Raw genomic sequence first — 24648 nt, 5'->3', positions numbered from 1 at the left:
TTGAAAGCACGCGAATCGGAGAGAGCCACCCCCCATGACCTCCCATGACCTGCGCAACCAGCTGGAGTCCCTCACCACCGAAGCCTTCCGGCCGGAACTCGCCGAGATCGACCGGCTGCCCACCCTCGACATCGCGCGCCTCATGAACGGCGAGGACGCGGGCGTGCCCGCCGCCGTCGCCGCGCGCCTGCCGCAGATCGCCGCCGCGATCGACGCCGTGGCCGAGCGCATGGCCCGCGGCGGGCGCCTGGTCTACGCCGGCGCGGGCACCGCCGGGCGGCTCGGCGTCCTCGACGCCTCCGAGTGCCCGCCGACCTTCAACACCGAGCCCGGTCAGGTCGCCGGCCTGATCGCGGGCGGCCCCGAGGCGATGGTCACCTCGGTCGAGGGCGCCGAGGACTCGGCGGAACTGGCCCGCGAGGACCTGGACGCGCTGAAGATCGGGCCCGAGGACACGGTGGTCGGCATCTCCGCCTCCGGCCGCACCCCGTACGCCGTCGGTGCCGTCGAGCACGCCCGCGCGGTCGGGGCCCTGACCGTAGGCCTGTCCTGCAACGAGCACAGCGCGCTCGCGGCGGCCGCCGAGCACGGCATCGAGGTCGTCGTCGGGCCCGAACTGCTCACCGGGTCCACCCGGTTGAAGGCCGGCACGGCCCAGAAACTGGTGCTCAACATGCTGTCGACGATCACGATGATCCGGCTGGGGAAGACGTACGGGAACCTGATGGTCGACGTCCGTGCCTCCAACGCCAAGCTGCGGGCCCGCTCCCGGCGCATCGTGTCCCTGGCCACCGGGGCCCCCGACGAGGAGATCGAGCGGGCGCTCACCGAGGCGGGCGGCGAGGTGAAGAACGCGATCCTGATCGTCCTCGCCGGTGTCGACGGCCCCACGGCCGCCCGCCGCCTGGCGGACTCCGCCGGCCATCTGCGCGCGGCGCTGGGGGCGACGACGACCTGACCGGCGCCCCGCGGAGGGCGTGCCGCTGCCCTCGGGGCGTTACCGTCGAACTGCCGGCCCCGGCCGGCACCACCCTGGACCCGGAGAAGCCGAAGGACTGCGCGGACCGACATGAACCACGCCCAGCTCACCGCCCTCGGACGTGCCCTCAGGCTGCTCGGGGAGCACGGGGAGACCCTCTCCGCCGACACCCCGGACGCCCGGCTGCACGAGGTCAAGGCCGACCTGCGGCGCGCCCTCGTCCTGCTGGACGAGACCGTGGAGGCGGGCGCGCCCAGCACCCGGTGTCCCGAGCATCCGCACGGGCCCGTCGACAAGAGCGCGCCCGATCTGTGCCTGCTGTGCGAGACCCGCAGACGGGCCGCCCGGCGCTCGGAGTACCAGAGCGGGGGCCGGGCGCAGGCCGGGGAGGCGCCCGCCGGCGCGCCCTCGCGTTACGGCGTGCGCGCCGACCGTCCCCAGCCACAGCAGCGGTGGCTGCCGGAGGCGTGGAACGGGCGGGAGTGGCAGCTCTGCGGGACGCCCCGGCGGGACCGGCAGGAGGCCGAGGCGTATCTCGCCGCCCAGCGGCGCGGGTCCCGGCCGGCGATGGCGTACCGGCTGGTGCACGAGTTCACCGACTACGAGGTGCTGCGGGTGTGGGGGACGCCCGTCCAGGTCGACATCGAGCCGATGGGCAATCTGTAGCCGCCCTCGGCCCGTGGACGCCCCCCGTCCATACGTCAGATGAGGGTCTGCAGCGCCGCCGCGTCGTACGGCTTCAGCTCGTCGAAGCGGTCGCCGAGCACCTTGGCCGCCCACTCGGGGTCCTGGAGCAGGGCGCGGCCGACGGCGACCATGTCGAACTCGTCGGCCTCCAGGCGATCCAACAGGTTGTCGATGCTCTTGACCGGGGAGCCCTCGCCCTGGAAGGCGTTGATGAAGTCGCCGTCGAGGCCGACCGAGCCGACGCTGATGACCGGCTTGCCGGTGAGCTTCTTCGTCCAGCCGGCGAGGTTCAGGTCGGAGCCCTCGAACTCGGGGAGCCAGTAGCGGCGGGTGGAGGCGTGGAAGACGTCGACGCCTGCGGCGACCAGCGGGGCGAGGATCGCCTCCAGCTCCTCGGGGGTCTCGGCGAGACGGGCGTCGTAGGCCTCCTGCTTCCACTGCGAGAAGCGGAAGATGACCGGGAAGTCCGGGGAGACCGCGGCGCGGACGGCCGCCACGATCTGCGCGGCGAAGGTGGTGCGGGCGACCGGGTCGCCGCCGTAGGCGTCGGTGCGGCGGTTGGTGCCGTCCCACAGGAACTGGTCGAGCAGGTAGCCGTGGGCGCCGTGCAGCTCCACGCCGTCGAAGCCGATGCGCTCGGCGTCGGCCGCGGCCTCGGCGAAGGCGCCGATGACGGCGTCGATGTCGTCCTGGGTCATGGCGGTGGCGTCCTCGGTGCCGTCCACCCGCAGTCCGGAGGGGCCGTGGGAGGGGGCGTCCGGGTTGGGGTTCTGGCCCTGCTTGCGGACCGTGCCGATGTGCCAGAGCTGCGGCACGATGGTGCCGCCCGCCTGGTGCACCGCCTCGACGACCTTCGCCCAGCCGGCCAGCTGCTCCTCGCCGTGGAACCGGGGCACGCGGCTGCTGCCGCCGGCCGACTCGTGGCCGACGTAGGTGCCCTCGGTGACGATCAGGCCGACGCCGGCGGCGGCGCGCCGGGCGTAGTAGGACACCACGTCCTCGCCGGGGACGCCGCCCGGGGAGAACATCCGGGTCATCGGCGCCATCACGATGCGGTTGGGGACGGTGAGGCCGCCCAGGGTGATCGGGCGGGAGAGGATCTGGGCCGCGCGGGAGGCGGGGGGCGGCGTGACGGTCACGTGGGGACTCCTCGGGGACGGTAGACCGATTGGTATGTGCGCACGCATTGTTGCAGCTCCTTAAGCAACCTCCCAGGGGCTGTCGCGCATTCCACTCGCGGCCCGCGAGCGCTGTGATCCCGGACACGCCCGAGGGCGGCACCCCCTGCCATGGACAGGGGGTGCCGCCCTCGGAAAGGACAGGCCGATCCGCGTGGGATCAGAAGTCCATGTCACCGCCCGGCATGCCGCCCGGAGCGGCCGCGGCGGCCTTCTCCGGCTTGTCGGCGATGACGGCCTCGGTGGTGAGGAACAGCGCGGCGATGGAGGCGGCGTTCTGCAGCGCGGAACGGGTCACCTTCGCCGGGTCGATGATGCCCTCGGCGACCAGGTCGACGTACTCGCCGGTCGCGGCGTTCAGGCCGTGACCCGGGGTCAGGTTGCGCACCTTCTCCACCACGACACCGCCCTCGAGGCCGGCGTTGATGGCGATCTGCTTCAGCGGGGCCTCGAGCGCGAGCTTCACGGCCTGGGCGCCGGTCGCCTCGTCACCCTGGAGCTCCAGCTTCTCGAAGACCTGGGAGGCCTGCAGCAGGGCCACGCCACCACCGGCGACGATGCCCTCCTCCACGGCGGCCTTCGCGTTGCGGACGGCGTCCTCGATGCGGTGCTTGCGCTCCTTGAGCTCCACCTCGGTGGCGGCACCGGCCTTGATGACCGCGACACCGCCGGCGAGCTTCGCCAGGCGCTCCTGCAGCTTCTCGCGGTCGTAGTCCGAGTCGCTGTTCTCGATCTCGGCGCGGATCTGGTTGACGCGGCCCTGCACCTGCTCCGAGGAGCCGGCACCGTCCACGATGGTGGTCTCGTCCTTGGTGACGACGACCTTGCGGGCGCGGCCCAGGAGGTCCAGGGTCGCGTTCTCCAGCTTGAGGCCGACCTCCTCGGAGATGACCTCGCCGCCCGTGAGGATGGCGATGTCGCCGAGCATGGCCTTGCGGCGGTCACCGAAGCCCGGGGCCTTGACGGCGACGGACTTGAAGGTGCCGCGGATCTTGTTGACCACCAGGGTCGACAGGGCCTCGCCCTCGACGTCCTCGGCGATGATCAGCAGCGGCTTGCCCGACTGCATGACCTTCTCCAGCAGCGGGAGCAGGTCCTTGACGGAGCCGATCTTGGAGTTGGCGATGAGGATGTACGGGTCCTCGAGCGACGCCTCCATGCGCTCCATGTCGGTCGCGAAGTAGGCGGAGATGTAGCCCTTGTCGAAGCGCATGCCCTCGGTGAGCTCGAGCTCGAGGCCGAAGGTGTTGCTCTCCTCGACGGTGATGACGCCTTCCTTGCCGACCTTGTCCATGGCCTCGGCGATCAGCTCGCCGATCTGGGTGTCGGCGGCGGAGATGGACGCGGTGGAGGCGATCTGCTCCTTGGTCTCGACGTCCTTCGCCTGCTCCAGCAGGGCGGTGGAGACGGCCTCGACGGCCTTCTCGATACCGCGCTTCAGGGCCATCGGGTTGGCACCGGCGGCGACGTTGCGCAGGCCTTCCTTGACCAGGGCCTGGGCGAGCACGGTCGCGGTGGTCGTACCGTCACCGGCGACGTCGTCCGTCTTCTTGGCGACTTCCTTGACCAGCTCGGCGCCGATCTTCTCGTACGGGTCCTCGAGCTCGATCTCCTTGGCGATGGAGACGCCATCGTTGGTGATCGTGGGGGCGCCCCACTTCTTCTCGAGGACGACGTTGCGGCCCTTGGGGCCGAGCGTCACCTTGACGGCGTCCGCGAGCTGGTTCATGCCGCGCTCGAGGCCGCGCCGCGCCTCCTCGTCGAACGCGATGATCTTGGCCATGTGAAGTGGTCCCTCCAGGACTGGGGGTGATTCCTTCGGACCGCGCCCGCGCCCGCGACGGACGGCTCGCCGGCCGCGTGGTTCCTTGCCCCACTTGGCCTGCGGGCCTCACCGACCCGGTCCTCACTGTCACTCTCACCTTCAGAGTGCTAACGCAATGATTAGCACTCGGCATGCCCGAGTGCAAGGCTGCGCCCGCGTAGCGGGCTCGTTGCGGGGTGGTGGCCGGGTGACGGGTGGGCAGCGCGCCGTCCAGCACCTGGCGAGCGCCTCCCGGGGTACGGGCGCCCCCGTCAGCCACCCGCGAACAGGGGGCCGGGCGCGGCGAAGGGCCCGCACCCTGTGCGAGGTGCGGGCCCTTCGTACAAAAAACGTTCAGGCGCTGAGGCGAACCATGTCGGCCTGCGGGCCCTTCTGGCCCTGCGAGATCTCGAACTCCACCCGCTGGCCCTCTTCCAGGGTGCGGTAGCCGTCCATCTGAATGGCGCTGTAGTGGACGAATACGTCCGCACCACCGTCGACCGCGATGAAGCCGTACCCCTTCTCCGCGTTGAACCACTTGACGGTGCCCTGAGCCATGCCTAACTCCCCTATTACTGGCCCTTGCACAGATCCGCACTTCGCGGACCCGGGTCAGACCTCACCCCCCATTGGCCGGGGGCGTGCGCCGGAACGCGTCGACCGCCGCTGAATGTATCTGCCCAACTGCCGTCTGCAACAGGTCAATCGGACGAGAAATATGGACGCGAACGGTCCGGAATGTAGCGTGAATTCGCCTGAATTCAGGGCAAGTCGGGCCCCATAAAATGCGCAAAAGCCGCGGAAAGTACCCGCACTTTGGCTATTTCTTGTCGGGTGCACCGCGGTGAATCCAAGGCTCCTGACCCACGGTCCGGGAGCGTGTTCCCCAACTCTACCGCGCTCAATCACACAGAATGGCCCCCTCCGTTTCTCTCGCGGGGGAGGCCATTCAATGAACAATCGGTAACCGACGTTACCGAAGGTAATGATCGGTCATTCTGTCAGCCGCCGGCGACGGCCGGAATGATGGAGACACCGGCGCCGTCCGGAGTCGCGGTCTCCAGGCCCTGCTCGAAACGGACATCGTCGTCGTTGACGTACACGTTGACGAAGCGGCGCAGCTTGCCCTGGTCGTCCAGCACCCGCGCGGCGATCCCGGTGTGGTTCTTCTCCAGGCTCTCGATGACCTCGGCGAGGTTCGCGCCGTCGGCGGCGACCTCGGCCTGCCCGCCGGTGTAGGTGCGCAGGATGGTGGGGATGCGAACGGTCACGCTCATGCGAGGCCAGCCTCTCGGAAGGAGCCCAGGTTCGGGCGGATGGTGGCGGTGAGGCCGGTGCCGGCCACCGCGTCGAGGGTCTTGAGGCCGTCGCCGGTGTTGAGGACGACCGTGGTCTTCGCCGGGTCCAGCACGCCCTCCTTGAGCAGCTTGCGGGTGACGCCGACGGTCACCCCGCCCGCCGTCTCCGCGAAGATGCCCTCGGTCCGGGCCAGCAGCTTGATCGCGTCCACGACCTCCTCGTCCGTCACGTCCTCCACCGCTCCGCCGGTGCGGCGCGCGATGTCCAGGACGTACGGCCCGTCGGCCGGGTTGCCGATGGCGAGGGACTTGGCGATGGTGTTCGGCTTCTGCGGCCGTACGACGTCGTGGCCCGCCTTGTACGCGGTCGACACCGGCGAGCAGCCCTCGGCCTGGGCGCCGAAGATCTTGTACGGCCTGTCCTCGACCAGGCCGAGCCTGATCAGCTCCTGCAGGCCCTTGTCGATCTTCGTGAGCTGGGAGCCGGAGGCGATCGGGACCACGATCTGGTCCGGCAGCCGCCAGCCGAGCTGCTCGCAGATCTCGTACGCCAGCGTCTTGGAGCCCTCGGCGTAGTACGGCCGCAGGTTGACGTTGACGAAGCCCCAGCCCTCGCCGGCCGGGTCGCCGATCAGCTCGGAGCAGAAACGGTTCACGTCGTCGTAGTTGCCCTCGATGCCGACGAGTTCGCCGCCGTAGACCGCGGCCATGACGACCTTGCCCTGCTCCAGGTCGTGCGGGATGAACACGCAGGAGCGGAGGCCGGCCCGGGCGGCGGCGGCGCCGACGGCACCGGCGAGGTTGCCGGTGGAGGAGCAGGACAGGGTGGTGAAGCCGAAGGCGCGCGCGGCCTCCAGGGCCTGGGCGACGACGCGGTCCTTGAAGGAGTGCGTCGGGTTGCCTGAGTCGTCCTTCACGTACAGCCCGCCGGTGACGCCCAGCTCGTGGGCCAGGTTGTCGGCCTTGACGAGCTTGGTCCAGCCGGGGTTGAGGTTCGGCTTCTCGGCCACGTCGGCGGGGACGGGCAGCAGGGGCGCGTAGCGCCAGATGTTCGCGGGGCCCGCCTCGATGCGCCGGCGCAGCTCTTCGGTGTCGTAGGCGGAGAAGTCGTAGGCGATCTCCAGCGGGCCGAAACACTCCTCGCACGCGAAGACCGGTCCGAGGGGTACCCGGTGGCCACACTCGCGACAGCTCAGGGCAGCGGCGGGGCCGAGATCGACGGCGGGATTACTGGTGCTTGCAACTGTCTGCACAGCCATGGAGGCGAGGCCCTTTCTCCTCATCTTCCTCACGACGCATCTCGCCGTGAGACGGATTTGGCACCTTCCCTGGCCGGGAGCCTCGCGCGAAACGAGTGCGGCTCAGGGGGGTTGCCGGGGCTTCATCGGGCCGTGTCCCTCTGCCCCTCTGGATGAGCGGTATGCAGTTGTGAACGCCGGGCGACCCCCGACATGCGATGGTCATCGGCGTTGTTCAAGACTGTAACCGAAGGCCGGGACAGTTGAGATAGTCGTCCGAACCGCGAGATGCATCACCCCCACGCACCAAATGTGATCACGACAGTGAGGAGCCGCAGACCGTGCTGGAAGAAGTCGAGCGCTGGCTGGCCACCCGCTCCTGGTCCGTGGCCGACCGCCCGCTGCACGGAGTCCTGGCCGCCAAGCAGCGCACCGGGCAGTCCGTCTCCGTCGTCCTGCCCGCGCTCAACGAGGAGGAGACGGTCGGCGAGATCGTCACCGTCATCCGTCACGACCTCATGCGGCAGGCTCCGCTGGTCGACGAGATCGTCGTCGTCGACTCCGGCTCCACCGACCGCACCGCGGAGGTCGCCGCCGCGGCCGGTGCCCGGGTGGTGCACCGCGACAGCGTCCTGCCGCGCATACCGGCGGTCCCCGGCAAGGGCGAGGTGCTGTGGCGCTCGCTGCTGGTGACGAGCGGGGACATCGTCTGCTTCATCGACGCCGACCTGAGGGAGTTCTCCTCCGACTTCGTCCTCGGCATCGTCGGCCCGCTGCTCACCGACCCGGACGTCGACCTGGTCAAGGCGATGTACGACCGCCCGCTCACCGTGCCCGACGGGCGCGCCTCCGGCACGACCGCCGCCGGACAGGGCGGCCGGGTCACCGAGTTGATGGCCCGCCCGCTGCTGAACATGCACTGGCCGCAGCTCGCCGGCTTCGTGCAGCCGCTGGGCGGGGAGTACGCGGCCCGCCGCTCGCTGCTGGAGCAGCTTCCGTTCCCGGTGGGCTACGGCGTGGAGCTGGGGATGCTGGTGGACGCGCTGCACCTGGTGGGCCTGGACGCGCTGGCCCAGGTGGACGTGGGGGTGCGCAGGCACCGGCACCAGGACGGGCAGGCGCTGGGCCGGATGGCGGCGGCGATCTACCGCACCGCCCAGCTCCGGCTGGCCCGCGGCCACCTCGTACGGCCCTCGCTCACCCAGTTCGAGCGGGGCGAGGACGGGTTCGAGCCGCGCACCTACTCGGTGGACACCGAGGAGCGGCCGCCGATGGTGGAGATCGCGGAGTACGCGCACCGCAAGGTGGCCTGAGCGGCCCGGTGAGCTGTGCGGTGAACGAGGAAGAACGGCCGTATACAGCCCTCTTCCGGGGCGGAGCGCACGTTTGAGCGTTTCCGGGCCGGGCTAGGTTGAGAATCATGGCTTCCACGCAGGGTGCTGAGGTGCTGGTCGCGTCCAACCGCGGCCCGGTTTCGTACGCGGTGCTCGAGGACGGCTCGCTGAGCGCCAAACGGGGCGGGGGCGGGCTGGTCTCGGGGTTGTCGGCCATCGGGCCGGACACCGACGCCGTGTGGGTCTGCGCCGCGCTCGGCGACGGCGACCGGGAGGCGGTACGGCGGGCGGGCGGCGGTCTGCTGCCGGCCGAGGACACCGGCGGGCAACGGGTGCGGATGCTCGACATCGACGCGACCGTGTTCGCCGACGCCTACAACGGCATCGCCAACTCGGTGCTCTGGTTCGTCCACCACATGCTGTACCAGACCCCGCTGGAGCCGATCCTCGACGCGGAGTTCCGTCGCCAGTGGGCCTCGTACCAGGCGTACAACCGGGCGTTCGCCGAGGCGCTGGCGCAGGAGGCGGCCGAGGGAGCCGCGGTGCTCATCCAGGACTACCACCTGGCCCTCGCCCCGCGGATGCTCCGGCAGCTCCGTCCCGACCTGCGCATCGGCCACTTCTCGCACACTCCGTGGGCCCCGCCGGACTACTTCCGGCTGCTGCCCGACGACATCGCCGCCGAGCTGCTGACCGGCATCCTCGGCGCGGACCGGGCGGCGTTCCTGACCAAGCGCTGGGCGGACGCGTTCACGGACTGCTGCCACGCGGTGCTCGGCCCCGGCATCCCGTCCGGGACCAGGATCGGGGTGCACGGGCTCGGCGCGGACGCGGACTTCCTGCGCGAGCGGGCGCACCGGCCGGACGTGGACGAGCGGATGGCGGCCCTGCGCGCGGAGATCGGCGAGGGGCGCCGGACCGTCGTCCGGGTGGACCGCACCGAGCTGTCCAAGAACATCGTGCGCGGACTGCTGGCGTACCGGCAGTTGCTGGAGGACCACCCCGAGTGGCGCGAGCGGGTGGTGCACATCGCGTTCGCCTACCCCTCGCGGCAGGACCTCGCGGTCTACCGCGACTACACGGCCGAGGTGCGGCGGGTCGCGGACGAGATCAACTCCCATTACGGGACGCCCGGCTGGACGCCGGTGGTGCTGCACGTCAAGGACGACTTCGCCCGCTCCCTGGCCGCCTACCGGCTCGCGGACGTGGCCCTGGTCAACCCGATCCGGGACGGCATGAACCTGGTCGCCAAGGAGGTGCCGGTCGTCTCCGACGAGGGGTGCGCGCTGGTGCTGTCGCGGGAGGCCGGGGCGTACGAGGAGCTGGGTGAGGACGCGATCGTCGTCAATCCGTACGACGTGGTGGGGACGGCGGACGCGTTGCACGCCGCGCTGAGCCTGCCCCAGGGCGAGCGGGCGGAGCGGTCCAAGCGGCTGGCCGCCGCCGCCACCGCGTTGCCGCCGGCGCAGTGGTTCCTGGACCAGCTGGGCGCGCTGACCGGCTGAGGGGCCGGCGGCGCCGCGTCAGCCGAGGCGCGCCGCCAGCGCGCGCAGGAGCGCGACGACGCCCTCCGGGCCGTCGACCACCAGGTCCGCCCGTTCGGCCAGTTCCGTGACCTCGGTGCTGCCGCTGCAGACCAGCAGGCCGGGGATGCCCTCGGAGCGGAGTTCCTCGACGGCCGCGAAGGCGGGCAGGTCGCCCAGGTCGTCACCCGCGTAGAGGACGGACCCGGCGGCGGTGCGGCGGACGTGGTCGAGGAGGGCGACGCCCTTGTCCATGCCGGGCGGGCGCAGTTCCAGGACCAGCCGGCCGGGTTCGACGATCAGGCCGTGCCGGGCGGCGAGTTCGGTGAGGGGCCCGCGCAGGGCCTCGAAGGCGGCCTGGGGGTCGTCGGCGCGGCGGGTGTGCACGGCGACGGCCCGGCCCTTGTCCTCGGTCCAGGTGCCGTGCCCGGCGCCGACGCGCTCCAGCAGCCCGGGCAGTTCGGCGCGGACCGCGGCCACACCGGGGTGCGGCGGGGGCGCGGTGACCTCGCCGGTCGCGGCGTCCCAGCGCTCGGCGCCGTAGTGGCCGAGGACGGTGAGGTGCGCAAGCCCGGGCACGTCCGCGAAGCCGCCGTACCGCACCGCGACCTCGGCGGGCCGCCCGGTGACCACGGCGACGGAGGCCACCTCGGGGGCGAGCGCGGCGAGCGCGGGAACGGCGTCGGGGTGGGCGCGGGCCTGCTCGGGGTCGGGGACGATCGGGGCGAGGGTGCCGTCGAAATCGAGGCCGATCACCGCCGCGCGGGGCTTGGCCAGCAGCACGTGCAGTCCGTCGCGGCCGGCCTGGGTCGCCGGGGTCGGCAGGAGGTCCATACAGGGACAGTATCCGGCGCGGGCCCGGGTCACTCCTGGAGCGTTTCCCCCGGTCCGCGTCGCGCCTTCAGCGCTCCGCGCGGCGGGCCTCCCGTACCCGGCGCAGGCGGTTGACCGTGACCGGGTCCAGGGCGAGCGCCCGCGCGTCGTCCAGGAGGGCGTTGAGGAGCTGGTAGTAGCGCACCGGGGCGAGGCCCAGCTCCTCGCGGATGGCCCGTTCCTTCGCGCCGGGGCCGGCGAAGCCCCGGCGTTCCAGCGCGAGGACGGCCTGTTCGCGGCTGCCCAGTTCCTCCATGGGGGCAACCCTAGAGCCTGTCACCGACAGCCGGTCTCAGTTCACGTCGGCGCTGTCCGCCGCCGACGCCGTCGACTGCAGCCGGGACAGCACGTCGGCGGGGCTGCCGCCGGGGGTGACCGCCTGGCCGATGTTCTTCTTCACGGCCGCGCTGACCGAGGCCCACGAGGTCTTGCCGACCGGGTAGAGCTGGGAGAGCGGAAGTTCGTCGAGGAAGGGGCGCAGGACCTTGTCGCCGGCCGCGTCCGAGTCGGACATGGCGCTGGACGCGGAGTCGGTGACCGGCAGCAGCCCGTACTCGCGGGAGAAGGAGAGGACGTTCTTCTTCTCGTAGACGAAGTCGAGGAAGTCGCCGATCTCGGGGGCGTGCCCGTTCTGCTTGAAGCCCATCATCCAGTCGGCGACGCCCATGGAGGCCTTGGCCCGGCCGGTGCGGCCCGGCATCGGGACCGTGCCGAACTTGACGCCCTTCTTGGCCGCCTGCTGGATCAGTGTGGGGTGGCCGTTGAGCATGCCGACCTGGCCGTCGGCGAAGGCGGTGAAGGCGTCCGCGCGGTCCAGCCTGCCGGGGGCGACCGGGCCGGTCAGGCCCTTGCCGACCAGGTCGTCCTTGAGCCAGGTGAAGGTCTCGATGTTCTTCGCGGAGTCGATGCTGTAGGCACCGATGTCGTCGGTGTAGCCGTCGCCGCCGCCCAGCAGCCACTGCATGGTCTCGGCCTGGGCCTCCTCGGGGCCGAGCGGCAGCGCGTAGGGGTACTTCACGCCCTTGTCCTTGAGCGCGCGGGCGTCGGCCGCCAGCTCGTCCCAGGTGGTGGGCGGGGTGATGCCGGCCTGGCTGAACAGGGTCTTGTTGTAGAAGAGCACCCGGGTGGAGGCCGCGAAGGGGATGCCGTACTGCACGTGTTTCCACTGGCCGGCGTCGGAGAGCGGGGCGAGGAAGTCGGCCTGGGTGCGGATGGAGAGCAGGTCGGAGGCCTGGTACAGCTTGCCCGCGGCCGCGTAGTCGGCGTAGGCGCCGATCTGGGCCAGGTCGGGGGCGTGCCCGGCGTCGACCATCTCCTTGACCTTGCGGTCGACGTCGTTCCAGGAGTAGACGCTGACCTCGACCTTCACTCCGTGCTCGGCCTCGTACTCCTTGGCCAGCTCGTCCCAGTACTTCTTGGAGCCGTTCGCCGTCGAGTCGCCGTAGTCGGCCGCGACGAGTCTGAGGGTCACGTCGGAGGAGTCCGTGCTCCCGCAGCCGCCGAGAACCGCCGTCATGCCCAGTGCGGACACCACCGCGATCGTTCCTGCCGTACGCCGACGCACCCTCAAAGCCCCAACCCTGCTGTCTGACCGTTCAATATGTGGACGCATAAGGTCTACACCACGTGAGTGGACTAGACCTCTTGCGGGTCAGGGGGCCACACTGTCCCCCGTGAGACATGTCATCGCCCTGGACGTGGGCGGTACCGGGATGAAGGCCGCCCTCGTCGGAGACGACGGCGAGCTGCTGCACCGCGCCCGCCGGGCGACGGGACGCGAGCGCGGGCCGGACGCGGTGGTCGAGACGATCCTCGACTTCGCCGCCGAACTGCGCGCGTACGGCGTCGAGACCTACGGCGAGCCGGCCGCGGCGGCCGGCATCGCGGTCCCTGGCATCGTCGACGACGAGCACGGAATCGCCGTGTACGCCGCCAACCTCGGCTGGCGGGACGTCCCGCTGCGCGCCCTGCTCGCCGAGCGGCTCGGCGTCCCCGTGGCGCTCGGCCACGACGTGCGCACCGGCGGGCTCGCCGAGGGACGGATCGGCGCGGGCAAGGGCGCCGACCGGTTCCTGTTCGTGCCGCTGGGCACCGGGATCGCCGGCGCCATCGGCGTGGACGGCCGGGTGGAGGCGGGCGCGCACGGCTTCGCCGGCGAGATCGGGCACATCGTCGTACGGCCCGGGGGCACCCCGTGTCCCTGCGGGCAGCACGGGTGCCTGGAGCGGTACGCCTCCGCGTCCGCCGTCAGCGAGGCGTGGGCCGCGGCCTGCGGGGACCCGGAGGCGGACGCGGCCGACTGCGCCAAGGCCGTCGCGTCCGGTGACCCGAACGCCGTCCGGGTGTGGCAGGAGGCGGTGGACGCGCTGGCCGACGGGCTGGTCACCGCGCTCACCCTGCTGGACCCGCGCACGCTGATCATCGGTGGCGGTCTGGCCGAGGCGGGGGAAGTGTTGTTCCAGCCGCTGCGGGACGCCGTCCGGCGCCGGGTCACCTTCCAGAAGCTGCCGTCCATCGTCCCCGCCGCCCTCGGCGACACCGCCGGCTGCCTGGGCGCGGGACTTCTCGCCCGGGATCTCCTCGACTCCACCGACCCCACGACCGACCCCTCGGAGGTAACCGCCTGATGGCTCCCAGCTTGGTACTCGCAGGTGCTCGGGTGGTGCTGCCCACCGGGGTGGTGGACGACGGGCACGTGACCGTGGAGGGCACGAGGATCACCGCGGCCGGCGCGCCGGACACCGGGGGCACCACGGCCCCGGCCGGTGCCGAGGTGATCGACGTGAGCGGTCACTGGCTGGTCCCGGGCTTCGTGGACATCCACAACCACGGCGGCGGCGGGGCGTCATTCTCCGGCACGGCCGAGGAGATCCTCACCGCCGTCCGCACCCACCGGCGGCACGGCACCACCACGCTGGTCGCCTCCACCGTCACCGACGAGATGGACCTGCTGGTCCGGCAGGCCGGGCTGCTGAGCGAGCTGGCCGAGCAGGGTGACATCGCGGGCATCCACTTCGAGGGGCCGTTCATCTCGCCGTGCCGCAAGGGCGCGCACTCCGAGGAACTGCTGCGCGACCCGGAGCCGGCCGAGGTGCGCAAGCTGATCGACGCCGGGCGCGGCCGGGCGAGGATGGTCACGCTGGCGACGGAGCTGCCGGGCGGCATCGACTCGGTACGGCTGCTCGCCGAGCACGGGGTGATCGCGGCGGTCGGGCACACGGACGCCACCTACGAGCAGACCGTCGCGGCCATCGACGCGGGCGCCACGGTCGCCACCCACCTCTTCAACGCCATGCCCACCCTGGGCCACCGCTCCCCCGGCCCGATCGCCGCCCTGCTGGAGGACGAGCGGGTCACCGTCGAACTGATCAACGACGGCACCCATCTGCACCCCGCCGCGCTGAAGCTGGCGTTCCATCACGCGGGCGCCGACCGGGTGGCGTTCATCACCGACGCGATGGACGCGGCCGGCATCGGCGACGGCCGCTACATGCTCGGCCCGCTGGAGGTCGAGGTCAGCGAGGGCGTGGCCCGGCTGGTGCACGGCGGTTCGATCGCCGGCTCCACGCTGACCCTGGACCGCGCGTTCAAGCGGGCGGTGACGGTCGACGGGCTGCCGGTGCGGGACGCCGTCACCGCCCTGTCCGTCACCCCGGCCCGGCTGCTGGGCCTGTCCGACCGCATCGGCTCTCTGGAGCCCGGCAAGAACGCCGACCTGGTGCTGCTGGACGCGGACTTCGACCTCAAGGGCGTGCTGCGCCAGGGGGAATGGGTCGTCACGCCCCAACTGCCCTGATCCGTCCCGGCGTCGAGAGACGGCGACCGACCCGAGACTGGGCCGGCCGCCGTCTCTTTGGCATGATCGGGTCCCCGCAAACCGATGGCGCGACGGACTTCGAGGGAGGTCGGACCTGGTGATCCTCACGGTCACGCTGAACACCGCTCTCGACATCACCTACCGCGTACGGTCCCTGCGGCCGCACACCTCGCACCGGGTCTCCCAGGTCCTCGAACGGCCCGGCGGCAAGGGCGTGAACGTGGCCCGGGTCCTGGCCGCCCTCGGCCACGAGGTGACGGCCACCGGCTTCGCGGGCGGCGCCACCGGCCGGGTGCTGCGCGAACACCTCGCGGACACACCCCGGGTGACGGACGCGCTGGTGCCGATCGGCGGGGCCACCCGGCGCACGGTCGCCGTCGTGGACGAGCGGACCGGCGACACCACCCAGCTCAACGAGCCGGGCCCGCAGATAGCCCCGGCCGAGTGGGGCGCCTTCCAGGACCGGTACGCGGAACTGCTCTGCCGGGCCACGGCGGTGGCCCTCTCCGGCAGCCTTCCGCCGGGCGTGCCGGTGGGCGCGTACGCGGGGCTGATACGCGCGGCCCGCGCCCACGGTGTCCCCGTGCTGCTGGACGCCGGCGGGGAGCCGCTGCGCCGCGGGGTGGCGGCCCGCCCCGACATCATCAAGCCGAACTCCGAGGAACTGGCCGAACTCACCGGCTCCCACGAGCCGTTGCGCGCCACCCAGGACGCCCGCAGGCGCGGCGCCCACGCGGTGGTCGCCTCCCTCGGCCCGGAGGGCCTGCTCGCGGCCACCCCCGAGGGCCGCTGGCGCGCGGTCCCGCCCGCCCGCGTCCACGGCAACCCGACGGGCGCGGGCGACTCGGCGGTGGCGGCCCTGCTGTCGGGGCTCGTGGAGCGACTCCCCTGGCCGGACCGCCTGGCCCGCGCGGCGGCCCTGTCGGCGGCGACGGTACGGGCGCCCGGGGCGGGCGAGTTCGATAGGGAGGCGTACGAGAAGCTGCGGGGGCGGGTGGCAGTGACCGAGTGGTCGACGCAGCCTAACTTGGCGCGAAGCCACTCACCGGAGTCAGTCCGCCGAAGGTAGGCTGCCAGCGACCAAGATCCATAACTCGCTGGGGGAACGCATGCTCAACCTGACAACCGTAAAGCGACTCATGCCGCTTTGCGTGGCCTCACTGGGACTCGTGGTCTCGCTGGGCACTCCTGCATCCGCAGATCAAGGAGGTGTCTCGATGAAGCAGGGTCACTCCTTCACCATTCGCACCAAGCCGAGCACTTCAGCATCGGTGATAGCCGTGATCAGCGATCCGCGCGTGAATGTTCCGTGCACCACCACTGACGCCCCCTGCACTCGCGAGAACAACGGAGGCTCGTACACCTGCTGGTCCGGGGGCCCGCACGACAACGACTGGTTCAAGGTGCGGTGGGCTCAGAAAACAGGGTGGGTGGCCGCCATGTGCGTCGATGTCGGGCGCATAGCTTAGTCATAACCCAATGGCCGCCGGACCCTGCTTCTCCGGCGGCCCGATTCAACCGCGTGGCTCCACGTCAAGGGTGAAGCCAGCACGCCTCAGTTCCGTCCCACCTTGCCCTTCTTCAGCCAGAGCTGGTCCAGGAGGACGTCGCACTTGTCGCCGGGCACGCAGGAGAGCGAGATCGAGTTGGATCCCTTGTTCAGGGTCGGGTAGGCGAAGCTCTCCGTCCAGGCGAGCTTCGGGTTGGACTGATGCGTGAAGTTGGCAAAGTTGAACCCGCTACCGTACTTCTGACCATTGACGGTGAGGGTCATCGACTGGTCCTCACCAGGGTTGTTGTACCGCGCGAGGAGGGTGTACGCGCCATCCTCGGGAATGTCCACGGTCCAGGTCACCGAAGCGCCCACTGTGCTCAGACCGCCCACATAGGTGCCACCAGCCGCCCGCGCGCCCGGTAGGTCCGTCGCCTTGGTCGCGCCGCCGACCAACTGGAGGGCGGAGGCGTCCGTCTTCGGGAGTTCGCCGGACGGTGCCGAGGCGCTGTTCGACGGGCTGGGCTTGCCGCTCTGGGACTGGGCCGGGGAGGCGTCCGCCTGGTTGCCGGACTTGTCGTCCGTGTTGCCGTTGATCATCGCCACACCGATACCGATGACGACGGCGGCGACCACCGCGATCGCGCCGATCAGCAGGCCCTTGGTGTTCGGGCCGCGGCGCCCGCCGCCACCGCCGGCGGGCGGCATGGACTGCCTGCCCGTCGATGCGCCGCCGGGCAGCGTCTCCGGGGCCTGGTAGTGGGCGTTCGGCTGCCCGTAGGCACCCTGCTGCGGGACCGTGGACTGCTGCTGGCCATAGGGCGCCTGCGGCTGGGCGTACTGGCGCTCGCCGACCGCACGCACTCTGCTGACCGAGTTCGGATAGCCGTAGCCACCACCCGACGGCGGCTGGGCTCCTCGGGCCTGGCCGTCGGCGTACAGGTAGCCGAACGGGTCGTCGTCCTCGGGCGTGCTCGCGCCGTTGTCGCCGGGCGTCATCCCTTGGTACTCCTCAACAGGTGCGGGTGATTGCGATACGGGTGTGGAATGGCGAGCCTACCCGCTCCGACTGAGCCAAACGGGTGACTCGTATCGCATCAGCTCGCTGACCTGCGATTCATCCCGCACGCCGGTGCTGTTTGGGACGAGATCGTTTCTCTACGTACATCCGTTCGTCGGCGGACTTCAACACTTCGTCCGCCGTCATGCCGCAGTGCGCCCAGCCGATGCCGAAGCTCGCGCCCACCCGGACGGCCCGGTCCTCGGCGCGGATGGGCTGGATGATCTCGTTGCGCAGGCGTACGGCGAGGTCCTGGGCGTCGGCCTTGCCGAGGCCGTCGGCGAGGATCACGAACTCGTCGCCGCCGAGCCGGGCGACCGTGTCGCCGTCGCGCACCCCGCGGGTCAGCCGCCGGGCGACCTCGATGAGCACCGTGTCGCCCGCGTTGTGGCCGAACCTGTCGTTGATCGACTTGAAGCCGTCCAGATCGCAGAAGAGGACCGCGAGGCCCTTGGCGCCGTCGTCGTGGCCGTCCTCGGGGGCGACGGTGTGGACGTGGTGGTCGTAGCCGTCGAACGCCTCCACACCCTGGGCGAAGTCGAAGCCGTGCCCGGGCGGGGCGTCGAAGGCGGGGTGGCCGTAGGCCGCGTCCAGGGACTCCAGGGCGCCGGCGTGGGACGGGCGGTGGCACAGGCGCGCGGAGAGCCGGGAACGCAGCTCGGCGGAGTTCGGCAGCCCGGTGAGGGAGTCGTGGGAGGCGCGGTGGGCGAGCTGCAGCTCGCGGCGCTTGCGCTCCTCGATGTCCTCGACGTGGGTCAGCAGGAAGCGGGGCCCGTCGGCGGCGTCGGCGACCACGCTGTTGCGCAGGCTCACCCAGACGTAGCTGCCGTCGCGGCGGCCCAGGCGGAGCTCGGCCCGGCCGCCCTCGGCGGACGTCCGGAGCAGCGTGCCGATGTCCTCGGGGTGGACCAGGTCGGAGAAGGAGTAGCGGCGCATCGCGGAGGCGGGACGGCCGAGCAGCCGGCACAGGGCGTCGTTGGTGCGCAGGATGCGGCCGTGCTGATCGCCGCCCATCTCGGCGATCGCCATGCCGGAGGGCGCGTACTCGAAGGCCTGCCGGAAGCTCTCCTCGCTGGCCCTGAGCGCCTGCTGCTCGCGCTCGAGGCGGACCAGGGCGCGCTGCATGTTGGAACGCAGACGCGCGTTGCTGATCGCGATGGCGGCCTGGAAGGCGTACATCTGCAGGGCCTCGCGGCCCCAGGCGCCGGGGTGACGGCCGTTGCGCGGCCGGTCGACGGATATGACGCCGAGCAGCTCGCCGGAGGAGCCGCCGCCCTGCGCCCCGGGCGCGTACATCGGGGCGAAGAGGCGGTCAGAAGGGTGCCACTCGTCCTCGAAGCGCGGGGCGGGACCGTCGGTGTACCACTGCGGGACGTCGTCGTCGTCCAGCACCCAGCCCTCGGTGTGGGGTATGAACACGAGGTCGCCCCACTGTTCGCCCATGCCCAGCCGCCGCTCCCAGGAGTCGCGGGAGCCGACCCGGCCGGTGATCAGGGCCTCGGCGGCGGAGTTGCCGGAGAAGGCGGCGATGACGAGATCCCCGTCGGGGCGCACGAGGTTCACGCACGCCAGCTCGTACCCGAGAGCGCTGACCGCGCCGTCGGCGACCGTCTGCAGTGTGTCCGCCAGGCTGCGTGCCGTGTTCATGTCGGCCATGACCTGGTGCAGCTGTCGCAGGGACGCAAGGCGGACATACGGCTCCGACTCGGTCTCCATGCTCGCCCTCCCCCCGAGACCTCGCAGCGAATCAAGGGTTGTCGTCGGCGCTTCCTTACAGTGCGTCCCGTCGTCTCTCAGTGGTCTCCAGCCACTGAATCACAGCGCGCTGCCCACTCGGTACACAGGGTCAACAATATCTGTCCCTTGTGACTCAAGTCACAGGGGAACGTGAACAATTGAGTGGAGTTTCTGCGTTTTCCTTGTGCGTTTACTGAACGCAAGCTTTGTCGTTGTGTGCACATGATGCACGAACCGTCACCTCATGGTCCCCGGTCCTAGGACCCGGCTCGGCCCAGGGCCCGATGCGGCCCGTCCGGGGCGGAGATTAGCGTTCACGGCGTGCTGAACACCTCCTCCCCCACCGCCGCAGCAGTCACCGGGCATGCTGAGGGGGTGAGCAACGACGAGTTCCGGGCCGCCATGTCCCGGCTGGCCGCGGGCGTGGTCCTGGTGACCGCGCAGGAACCACCGCTGGACCCCGACGACCCGGACGCGCCGGGCGGCGAGGACGTCGGCATGACCGCCACCGCCTTCATGTCCGTCTCGCTGGACCCGCCGCTGGTGATGGTCAGCCTGCGCGAGGGCTCGCGCATGGACGACCTGCTCGACGAACAGCCGCTGTGGGCGGTCTCGGTGCTCGCCGAGGGCCAGCGCCACGTCGCCGGGCGCTTCGCCATGAAGGGCCGCATCAGCGACCGGCTGCTCTTCCAGGACCTGCCGCGGGTGCGCGGTGAGGTCAGCGGCGCCCCGCTGGTCGGCGGCTCGCTGGCCACCCTGGAGTGCCGCACCGAGCAGCGGGTGAGGGCCGGCGACCACACCCTCGTCATCGGCCGGGTACTGACCGCACGGGCACCGGGCGCGGAGGGCGGCCCACTGATGTACTTCCGCGGTCGCTACCGGCAGTTGGGCTGACCCGCCGACCACATTCACTTCCAACCGTCGGAACGCCGAACGGGTGAGTGCCGAGACTCGGCTACGCGGGAGCAACCGGCCGACTGCCCGTTTCCCCGAACTGCCCGGTGACCGATCGGCCGGGCTGCGCTTCCGTCGTGTCGCGACCGCGGGGGAAATCGATGACAGATACGTGAAGCCGAAGAGCGGAACTCCGGAATCCGGGATATGCGAATCCGCACAACTCCCCTACCTCAGAGCTCATTTGCGGGATTGTTCTCATAGGCCGCCAGTAACACGACGGCCCGGGGGAGGCACGTTGATGATGGCGGGATACACCCAAAGACGGCTTCCACCACGACGGGAAACGAGCCACTGCACGTGTTCGCGGGCAGACGGCTCCGACGACTCCGTCAGAGCAACACCCTGGTGGCGTTCGCGGCGGCGGCGACCCCCAATGCCAACTCGATCACAGCAAGCCTGTTCACCTCCGGCGCGGCCTTCCTGTGGTGCCTGATCACCTTGATACGCGTGGTGCGGGCCAGGAGGTATCCCGAGCGTCCCCTGCACGGATCACCACCCCCTACCCGGCGGACCCTGGCCGTATGAGGTTCTGCTCTCAGGTCCAGTCCCGCCCGGAGCGGCCGCGCTTCCTGTCCGAGCGCTGCTTCTTCTCGCGCAGCCGGCGCTCGTTGATGCCGCGGGGGATGCGGGTGGGGCGGCGGGGCTTGGGCGGGGGCGCGGTGGCCTCGGCGAGGAGGGCGGCCAGGCGTACGGCGGCGGCCTCGCGGTTGCGCCACTGGGAGCGGTGCTCGGAGGACCGTACGACGACCACCCCGTCCACCAGCCGCCCGGCCAGCCGGCGCAGCGCCCGCTCCTTCCACACCGGCGGCAGCGCCTCGGTGCGCGCCAGGTCGAAACGCAGCTCGACCTGCGAGTCACTGGTGTTGACGTGTTGCCCGCCCGGCCCGGAGGACCTCGAGAAACGCCACATCAGCTCGGCCTCGGGCAGCGAGACCGAACCGCGGATGACATGGGGACCGGACATGCCTCCCATGTTCCCGGCCCGACCCGTCCCACGTCACCCGGTTTTCGCCGGGTGACGGCCACATGGGTAAAAAAGGTAAAGGGATCCGGAACCACCGGGACCCCCCTCGACGTTCTCCCCGGTGACGGTAGCTTCGTCGGCAGATGCGCACGAATATCTAGGGAAGGGACTCCCAATCATGGCTGTAAGCCTGTCCAAGGGTGGCAACGTCTCGCTCACCAAGGAGGCTCCGGGCCTGACCGCCGTCACCGTGGGCCTCGGCTGGGACGTCCGCACCACCACCGGCACGGACTTCGACCTGGACGCCTCCGCCATCGCGGTCAACACGCAGGGCAAGGTCTACTCGGACGCCCACTTCGTCTTCTTCAACAACAAGCAGACGCCGGACAGCTCCATCGTCCACACCGGTGACAACCGCACCGGTGAGGGCGCGGGCGACGACGAGGCGATCAACGTCAACCTGGCGGCGCTCCCGGCCGACGTCGACAAGATCGTCTTCCCGGTCTCCATCTACGACGCCGAGAACCGCGGCCAGAACTTCGGCCAGGTCCGCAACGCCTACATCCGCATCATCAACCAGGCCGGCGGCGCCGAGATCGCCCGCTACGACCTCTCCGAGGACGCCGCCACCGAGACGGCCATGGTCTTCGGCGAGCTGTACCGCAACGGCGCGGAGTGGAAGTTCCGCGCGGTGGGCCAGGGCTACGCCTCGGGCCTGGTGGGCATCGCCCAGGACTTCGGTGTGAACGTCTGACGCACGCCGCGTCGAGCGGAAGCCCCCGGCCTGCGGGCAGGGGGCTCTCCTGCCGCTGCCCACGGACACCCGGAAATCCGGCGGAGGCGCCGTCACCCCGCGCGATACGTTGCCCGGGTGATCCTCGAACCCCTCGCCCTCACCGCCGATCATGACCTCCCGGCCCCGCTGCTCACCGAACTGACGGCGCTCTACGCCTCCAACGGTGCGTTCCACGCGCTCAGCGGCGACTTCCCCGACCCGGACGACATCCGGGGCGATCAGGTGGCGGCGGCGCTGGCCGACGAGCTGGTCCAGCCGGACGCCGAGGTGCTGCTGGCCCGGTCCGAGGGGCGCCTGGTCGCGGTCGTGATCACACTGGCCCGCCACCCCGACCCGGCCGACCCCGATCCGTGGATCGGGCTGCTGATGGTGAACGCGGCCGAACGGGGCAAGGGATACGGCCGCCGGGTCGCCGCGGCGGTCGAGGAGCGCTTCCGGGCCGCCGGCCGCCGGGCCGTGCGCCTCGCCGTCCTCGACAACAACCCCGGCGCGCTGGCCTTCTGGACCGCCCTCGGCTACGAGGTCGTCGACCACCGCCCCGACCACGCCCTCGGCCGCCCCTGCGCCGTGCTGCGCAAGGTGCTGCGGACACCCCGGCAGGCCGCCCGGGTCGCCGTCGTGGACCCCGACGGCGCGGTGCTGCTCTTCCGGTACGACAACGTCGAGGTCGGCGTCCACTGGGCGCTGCCCGGCGGCGGGCTGGAGCCGGGCGAGACCCCGCGCGAGGGCGCCCTGCGGGAACTGGCCGAGGAGACCGGCTGGACCGACCTGCGCCCGGGCCCGCTGCTGTGCACCTGGGAACACGACTTCACGCACACGGGCGTCCCCGTCCACCAGCACGAGCACGTCTACGTCACCCACGGGCCGCACCGCGAACCGGCCGGCCCCGATCTGGCCGCCGCGCACGCCGCCGACGGCATCCTCACCTGGCGCTGGTGGAGCAGGCGGGAACTGGCCGAGGAGCCGGAGCCGGTCTGGCCGCCCGCCCTCGCCCGGCTGCTGGACGAGTGGGAGGGCTGAGGGCGCGGTGGACCGGCCGGCCCGCGAGGTGTGACGCCAGAGGGCTCAAGTCCGCTTGACAAGTGGCGAGTTGAGTACTCGACACCCGTCCGGATAGCGGTTCCCGGGATACGGAATTCGGATACGAACACGTAAAGTCTTGTCGGCGCTCTGTCAAACAGGGCCTTTCCAGTGTCACTCTCTCCGCACCCGCCGCAGCTTGTACGTCCCCTGTGCCCCAACTGTGTCTCCGGCCCCACCGGAGGCCAGCCATAAGGAGATCGAGTGACACAGCACCCCCGCTCCTCCCGCAGGACCGCCATGCGCGCCGCCGCACTGGCCGGCTCGGCGGCGATGGTCGTCCTCGCGCTGCAGAACGGTTCCGCCACCGCCGCCCCCACGCACACCCCCGGTGCCACAGCCGTCCCCCTCAGCGCCCCGGCCCACGCCGCCGCCATCGAGACGGCCCAGCGGCACGCCGGTGCCGCGGCCCGCGAGCTCGGGCTGGGCGCCAAGGAGAAGCTGGTCGTCCGGGACGTGGTCAAGGACGCGAACGGCACCGTCCACACCCGCTACGAGCGGACGTACGCGGGTCTTCCCGTGCTCGGCGGCGACCTGGTCACCCATGTGGCGAAGAACGGCTCGCTCGAGGGCGTCAGCAAGGCGGCCAAGGCCCGCATATCCGTGCCGACCACCACGGCCGCCGTCTCCGCCACGAGCGCGAAGAAGACCGCCGTCAAGGCCGCGGACACCGCCAAGGCCACCGCTTCGTCCTCCCGCAAGGTGGTCTGGGCGGCCGGCGCCAAGCCGGTCCTCGCCTACGAGTCCGTCGTCAAGGGCGTCCAGCACGACGGCACCCCGAGCGAACTGCACGTGGTCACCGACGCGCGGACCGGCAAGAAGATCTACTCCTACGAGGCGGTCGACACCGGCACGGGCACCAGCCAGTACAGCGGCACGGTCACCATCGGCACCACCGCCTCCGCCTCCGGCGGCTACGACCTGATCGACGGCGGCCGCGGCGGCCACAAGACCTACGACCTGAACGGCGGCACCAGCGGCACCGGCGCCCTCTTCCACGACGCCGACGATGTCTGGGGCAACGGCACCGTCTCCAACCGCCAGACCGCCGCCGTGGACGCCGCCTACGGCGCCGCCGTCACCTGGGACTTCTACAAGTCCGCGTTCAACCGCAACGGCATCGCGGGCGACGGCAGGGCCGCCTACTCCCGCGTCCACTACGGCAACGCCTACGTCAACGCCTTCTGGGACGACAGCTGCTTCTGCATGACGTACGGCGACGGCACCAACAACGCCGACCCGCTGACCTCGCTCGACGTGGCCGGCCACGAGATGAGCCACGGTCTGACCGCGGCCACGGCGAAGCTCAACTACCGGGGCGAGTCCGGCGGTCTGAACGAGGCCACCAGCGACATCTTCGGCACCGCGGTGGAGTTCTTCGCGAACAACTCCTCCGACACCGGTGACTACCTCATCGGCGAGAAGATCGACATCAACGGCAACGGCACCCCGCTGCGCTACATGGACAAGCCCAGCAAGGACGGCGGCTCCGCCGACTACTGGTCGAAGTCCGTCGGCCGCCTGGACGTGCACTACTCGTCCGGTGTCGCCAACCACTTCTTCTACCTGCTGTCCGAGGGCAGCGGCGCGAAGACGGTCAACGGGGTGTCCTACAACTCCCCGACGTACGACGGCTCCACGGTCACCGGCATCGGCCGGGACAAGGCGATCCAGATCTGGTACAAGGCCCTGAGCACGTACTTCACCTCGACCACCACCTACGCGGGCGCCCGCACCGGCACCCTGCAGGCCGCGGCCGCCCTGTACGGCTCGGGCAGCGCGGAGTACAACGCGGTGGCGGCGGCCTGGAAGGCGGTCAACGTCAACTAGT

The 24648-nt window shown here is 71.1% G+C and carries 22 protein-coding genes and 1 riboswitch; of the genes, 11 read left to right on the top strand and 11 right to left on the bottom strand.

Annotated elements, in window-relative coordinates; translation table 11 throughout:
- The first annotated feature begins 34 nt into the window (after positions 1 to 34).
- A complete protein-coding gene (gene murQ, locus ACFVVO_RS13165) occupies positions 35 to 958 on the top strand; it encodes an N-acetylmuramic acid 6-phosphate etherase (RefSeq protein WP_390054378.1) in 924 nt (307 codons plus the stop codon).
- Between the two features lie 111 nt (positions 959 to 1069).
- Positions 1070 to 1645 (top strand): hypothetical protein, encoded by a 576-nt coding sequence (locus tag ACFVVO_RS13160; RefSeq protein ID WP_390054377.1) that lies wholly within the window; start codon positions 1070 to 1072, stop codon positions 1643 to 1645.
- A 35-nt stretch (positions 1646 to 1680) separates the two neighbouring features.
- On the opposite strand, the gene ACFVVO_RS13155 is transcribed toward ACFVVO_RS13160, so the two are convergent.
- From ACFVVO_RS13155 to thrC, 5 genes are all read right to left on the bottom strand, one after another.
- Positions 1681 to 2805, bottom strand: a complete 1125-nt coding sequence (locus ACFVVO_RS13155) for an NADH:flavin oxidoreductase (protein ID WP_390054376.1) — start codon at positions 2803 to 2805, stop codon at positions 1681 to 1683.
- A gap of 199 nt (positions 2806 to 3004) precedes the next feature.
- Complete coding sequence (groL, locus tag ACFVVO_RS13150) at positions 3005 to 4627, bottom strand: chaperonin GroEL (protein ID WP_390054375.1); 1623 nt, start codon at positions 4625 to 4627, stop codon at positions 3005 to 3007.
- Positions 4628 to 5002: 375 nt separating this feature from the next.
- The gene (locus ACFVVO_RS13145) at positions 5003 to 5206 is read right to left on the bottom strand and encodes a cold-shock protein (RefSeq protein ID WP_004929928.1); all 204 of its coding nucleotides are present in this window, start codon (positions 5204 to 5206) and stop codon (positions 5003 to 5005) included.
- Positions 5207 to 5649: 443 nt separating this feature from the next.
- The gene (locus ACFVVO_RS13140; RefSeq protein ID WP_390054374.1) at positions 5650 to 5925 is read right to left on the bottom strand and encodes a MoaD/ThiS family protein; all 276 of its coding nucleotides are present in this window, start codon (positions 5923 to 5925) and stop codon (positions 5650 to 5652) included.
- Entirely contained in the window at positions 5922 to 7205 is a 1284-nt protein-coding gene (thrC, locus tag ACFVVO_RS13135; protein ID WP_390054372.1) for a threonine synthase, read from the bottom strand. Before thrC ends, ACFVVO_RS13140 begins: the two co-directional genes overlap by 4 nt.
- A gap of 17 nt (positions 7206 to 7222) precedes the next feature.
- Positions 7223 to 7364, bottom strand: a riboswitch (SAM riboswitch).
- Positions 7365 to 7525: 161 nt separating this feature from the next.
- Between thrC and ACFVVO_RS13130 the strand changes: the two genes are divergently transcribed.
- Together ACFVVO_RS13130 and ACFVVO_RS13125 are read left to right on the top strand one after the other, a co-directional pair.
- Complete coding sequence (locus ACFVVO_RS13130; protein ID WP_390054370.1) at positions 7526 to 8497, top strand: glucosyl-3-phosphoglycerate synthase; 972 nt, start codon at positions 7526 to 7528, stop codon at positions 8495 to 8497.
- A gap of 107 nt (positions 8498 to 8604) precedes the next feature.
- On the top strand, positions 8605 to 10023 hold the full coding sequence (locus ACFVVO_RS13125; RefSeq protein WP_390054368.1) for a trehalose-6-phosphate synthase: 1419 nt from the start codon (positions 8605 to 8607) through the stop codon (positions 10021 to 10023).
- Positions 10024 to 10041: 18 nt separating this feature from the next.
- On the opposite strand, the gene otsB is transcribed toward ACFVVO_RS13125, so the two are convergent.
- The 3 genes from otsB to ACFVVO_RS13110 form a co-directional block, all read right to left on the bottom strand.
- Positions 10042 to 10875 (bottom strand): trehalose-phosphatase, encoded by an 834-nt coding sequence (gene otsB, locus ACFVVO_RS13120; RefSeq protein WP_390054366.1) that lies wholly within the window; start codon positions 10873 to 10875, stop codon positions 10042 to 10044.
- Between the two features lie 67 nt (positions 10876 to 10942).
- Positions 10943 to 11170 (bottom strand): DUF3263 domain-containing protein, encoded by a 228-nt coding sequence (locus tag ACFVVO_RS13115; RefSeq protein ID WP_390054364.1) that lies wholly within the window; start codon positions 11168 to 11170, stop codon positions 10943 to 10945.
- Between the two features lie 36 nt (positions 11171 to 11206).
- Positions 11207 to 12448 (bottom strand): extracellular solute-binding protein, encoded by a 1242-nt coding sequence (locus tag ACFVVO_RS13110; RefSeq protein WP_390054362.1) that lies wholly within the window; start codon positions 12446 to 12448, stop codon positions 11207 to 11209.
- Between the two features lie 139 nt (positions 12449 to 12587).
- Between ACFVVO_RS13110 and ACFVVO_RS13105 the strand changes: the two genes are divergently transcribed.
- From ACFVVO_RS13105 to ACFVVO_RS13095, 3 genes are all read left to right on the top strand, one after another.
- Positions 12588 to 13541, top strand: coding sequence for an ROK family protein (locus tag ACFVVO_RS13105; protein ID WP_390054360.1), 954 nt, complete (start codon positions 12588 to 12590; stop codon positions 13539 to 13541).
- Positions 13541 to 14710 (top strand): N-acetylglucosamine-6-phosphate deacetylase, encoded by a 1170-nt coding sequence (gene nagA, locus ACFVVO_RS13100; protein ID WP_390054358.1) that lies wholly within the window; start codon positions 13541 to 13543, stop codon positions 14708 to 14710. Before ACFVVO_RS13105 ends, nagA begins: the two co-directional genes overlap by 1 nt.
- Positions 14711 to 14828: 118 nt before the next feature.
- Positions 14829 to 15800, top strand: coding sequence for a 1-phosphofructokinase family hexose kinase (locus tag ACFVVO_RS13095; RefSeq protein ID WP_390054356.1), 972 nt, complete (start codon positions 14829 to 14831; stop codon positions 15798 to 15800).
- A 486-nt stretch (positions 15801 to 16286) separates the two neighbouring features.
- On the opposite strand, the gene ACFVVO_RS13090 is transcribed toward ACFVVO_RS13095, so the two are convergent.
- Both ACFVVO_RS13090 and cdgB read right to left on the bottom strand, forming a co-directional pair.
- Positions 16287 to 17222 carry a carbohydrate-binding protein gene (locus ACFVVO_RS13090; RefSeq protein WP_390054354.1) on the bottom strand — a complete coding sequence of 312 codons (936 nt, stop codon included), beginning with the start codon at positions 17220 to 17222 and terminating at the stop codon, positions 16287 to 16289.
- A 118-nt stretch (positions 17223 to 17340) separates the two neighbouring features.
- Positions 17341 to 18999 (bottom strand): diguanylate cyclase CdgB, encoded by a 1659-nt coding sequence (gene cdgB / locus ACFVVO_RS13085; protein WP_390054353.1) that lies wholly within the window; start codon positions 18997 to 18999, stop codon positions 17341 to 17343.
- 342 nt (positions 19000 to 19341) lie between these two features.
- Here cdgB and ACFVVO_RS13080 point away from each other — a divergent pair, with 342 nt between their 5' ends.
- The gene (locus ACFVVO_RS13080) at positions 19342 to 19914 is read left to right on the top strand and encodes a flavin reductase family protein (protein ID WP_390054351.1); all 573 of its coding nucleotides are present in this window, start codon (positions 19342 to 19344) and stop codon (positions 19912 to 19914) included.
- 598 nt (positions 19915 to 20512) lie between these two features.
- Here the strand turns inward: ACFVVO_RS13080 and arfB are convergent.
- Entirely contained in the window at positions 20513 to 20950 is a 438-nt protein-coding gene (arfB, locus tag ACFVVO_RS13075) for an alternative ribosome rescue aminoacyl-tRNA hydrolase ArfB (protein ID WP_390054349.1), read from the bottom strand.
- Positions 20951 to 21119: 169 nt separating this feature from the next.
- On the opposite strand from arfB, the gene ACFVVO_RS13070 reads away from it, so the two are divergent.
- From ACFVVO_RS13070 to ACFVVO_RS13060, 3 genes are all read left to right on the top strand, one after another.
- On the top strand, positions 21120 to 21695 hold the full coding sequence (locus ACFVVO_RS13070; RefSeq protein ID WP_390054347.1) for a TerD family protein: 576 nt from the start codon (positions 21120 to 21122) through the stop codon (positions 21693 to 21695).
- Between the two features lie 117 nt (positions 21696 to 21812).
- A complete protein-coding gene (locus ACFVVO_RS13065; protein WP_390054345.1) occupies positions 21813 to 22757 on the top strand; it encodes a GNAT family N-acetyltransferase in 945 nt (314 codons plus the stop codon).
- A 300-nt stretch (positions 22758 to 23057) separates the two neighbouring features.
- A complete protein-coding gene (locus ACFVVO_RS13060) occupies positions 23058 to 24647 on the top strand; it encodes a M4 family metallopeptidase (protein WP_390054894.1) in 1590 nt (529 codons plus the stop codon).
- Position 24648: the final 1 nt, after the last annotated feature.

It is taken from the genome of Streptomyces sp. NPDC058145 (genome assembly GCF_042884245.1).
In the GTDB taxonomy this organism is placed as follows: Bacteria; Actinomycetota; Actinomycetes; order Streptomycetales; family Streptomycetaceae; genus Streptomyces.
The sequence above is the reverse complement of the archived record's forward strand: the minus strand, read 5'-3'. Positions and strand labels throughout refer to the sequence as shown.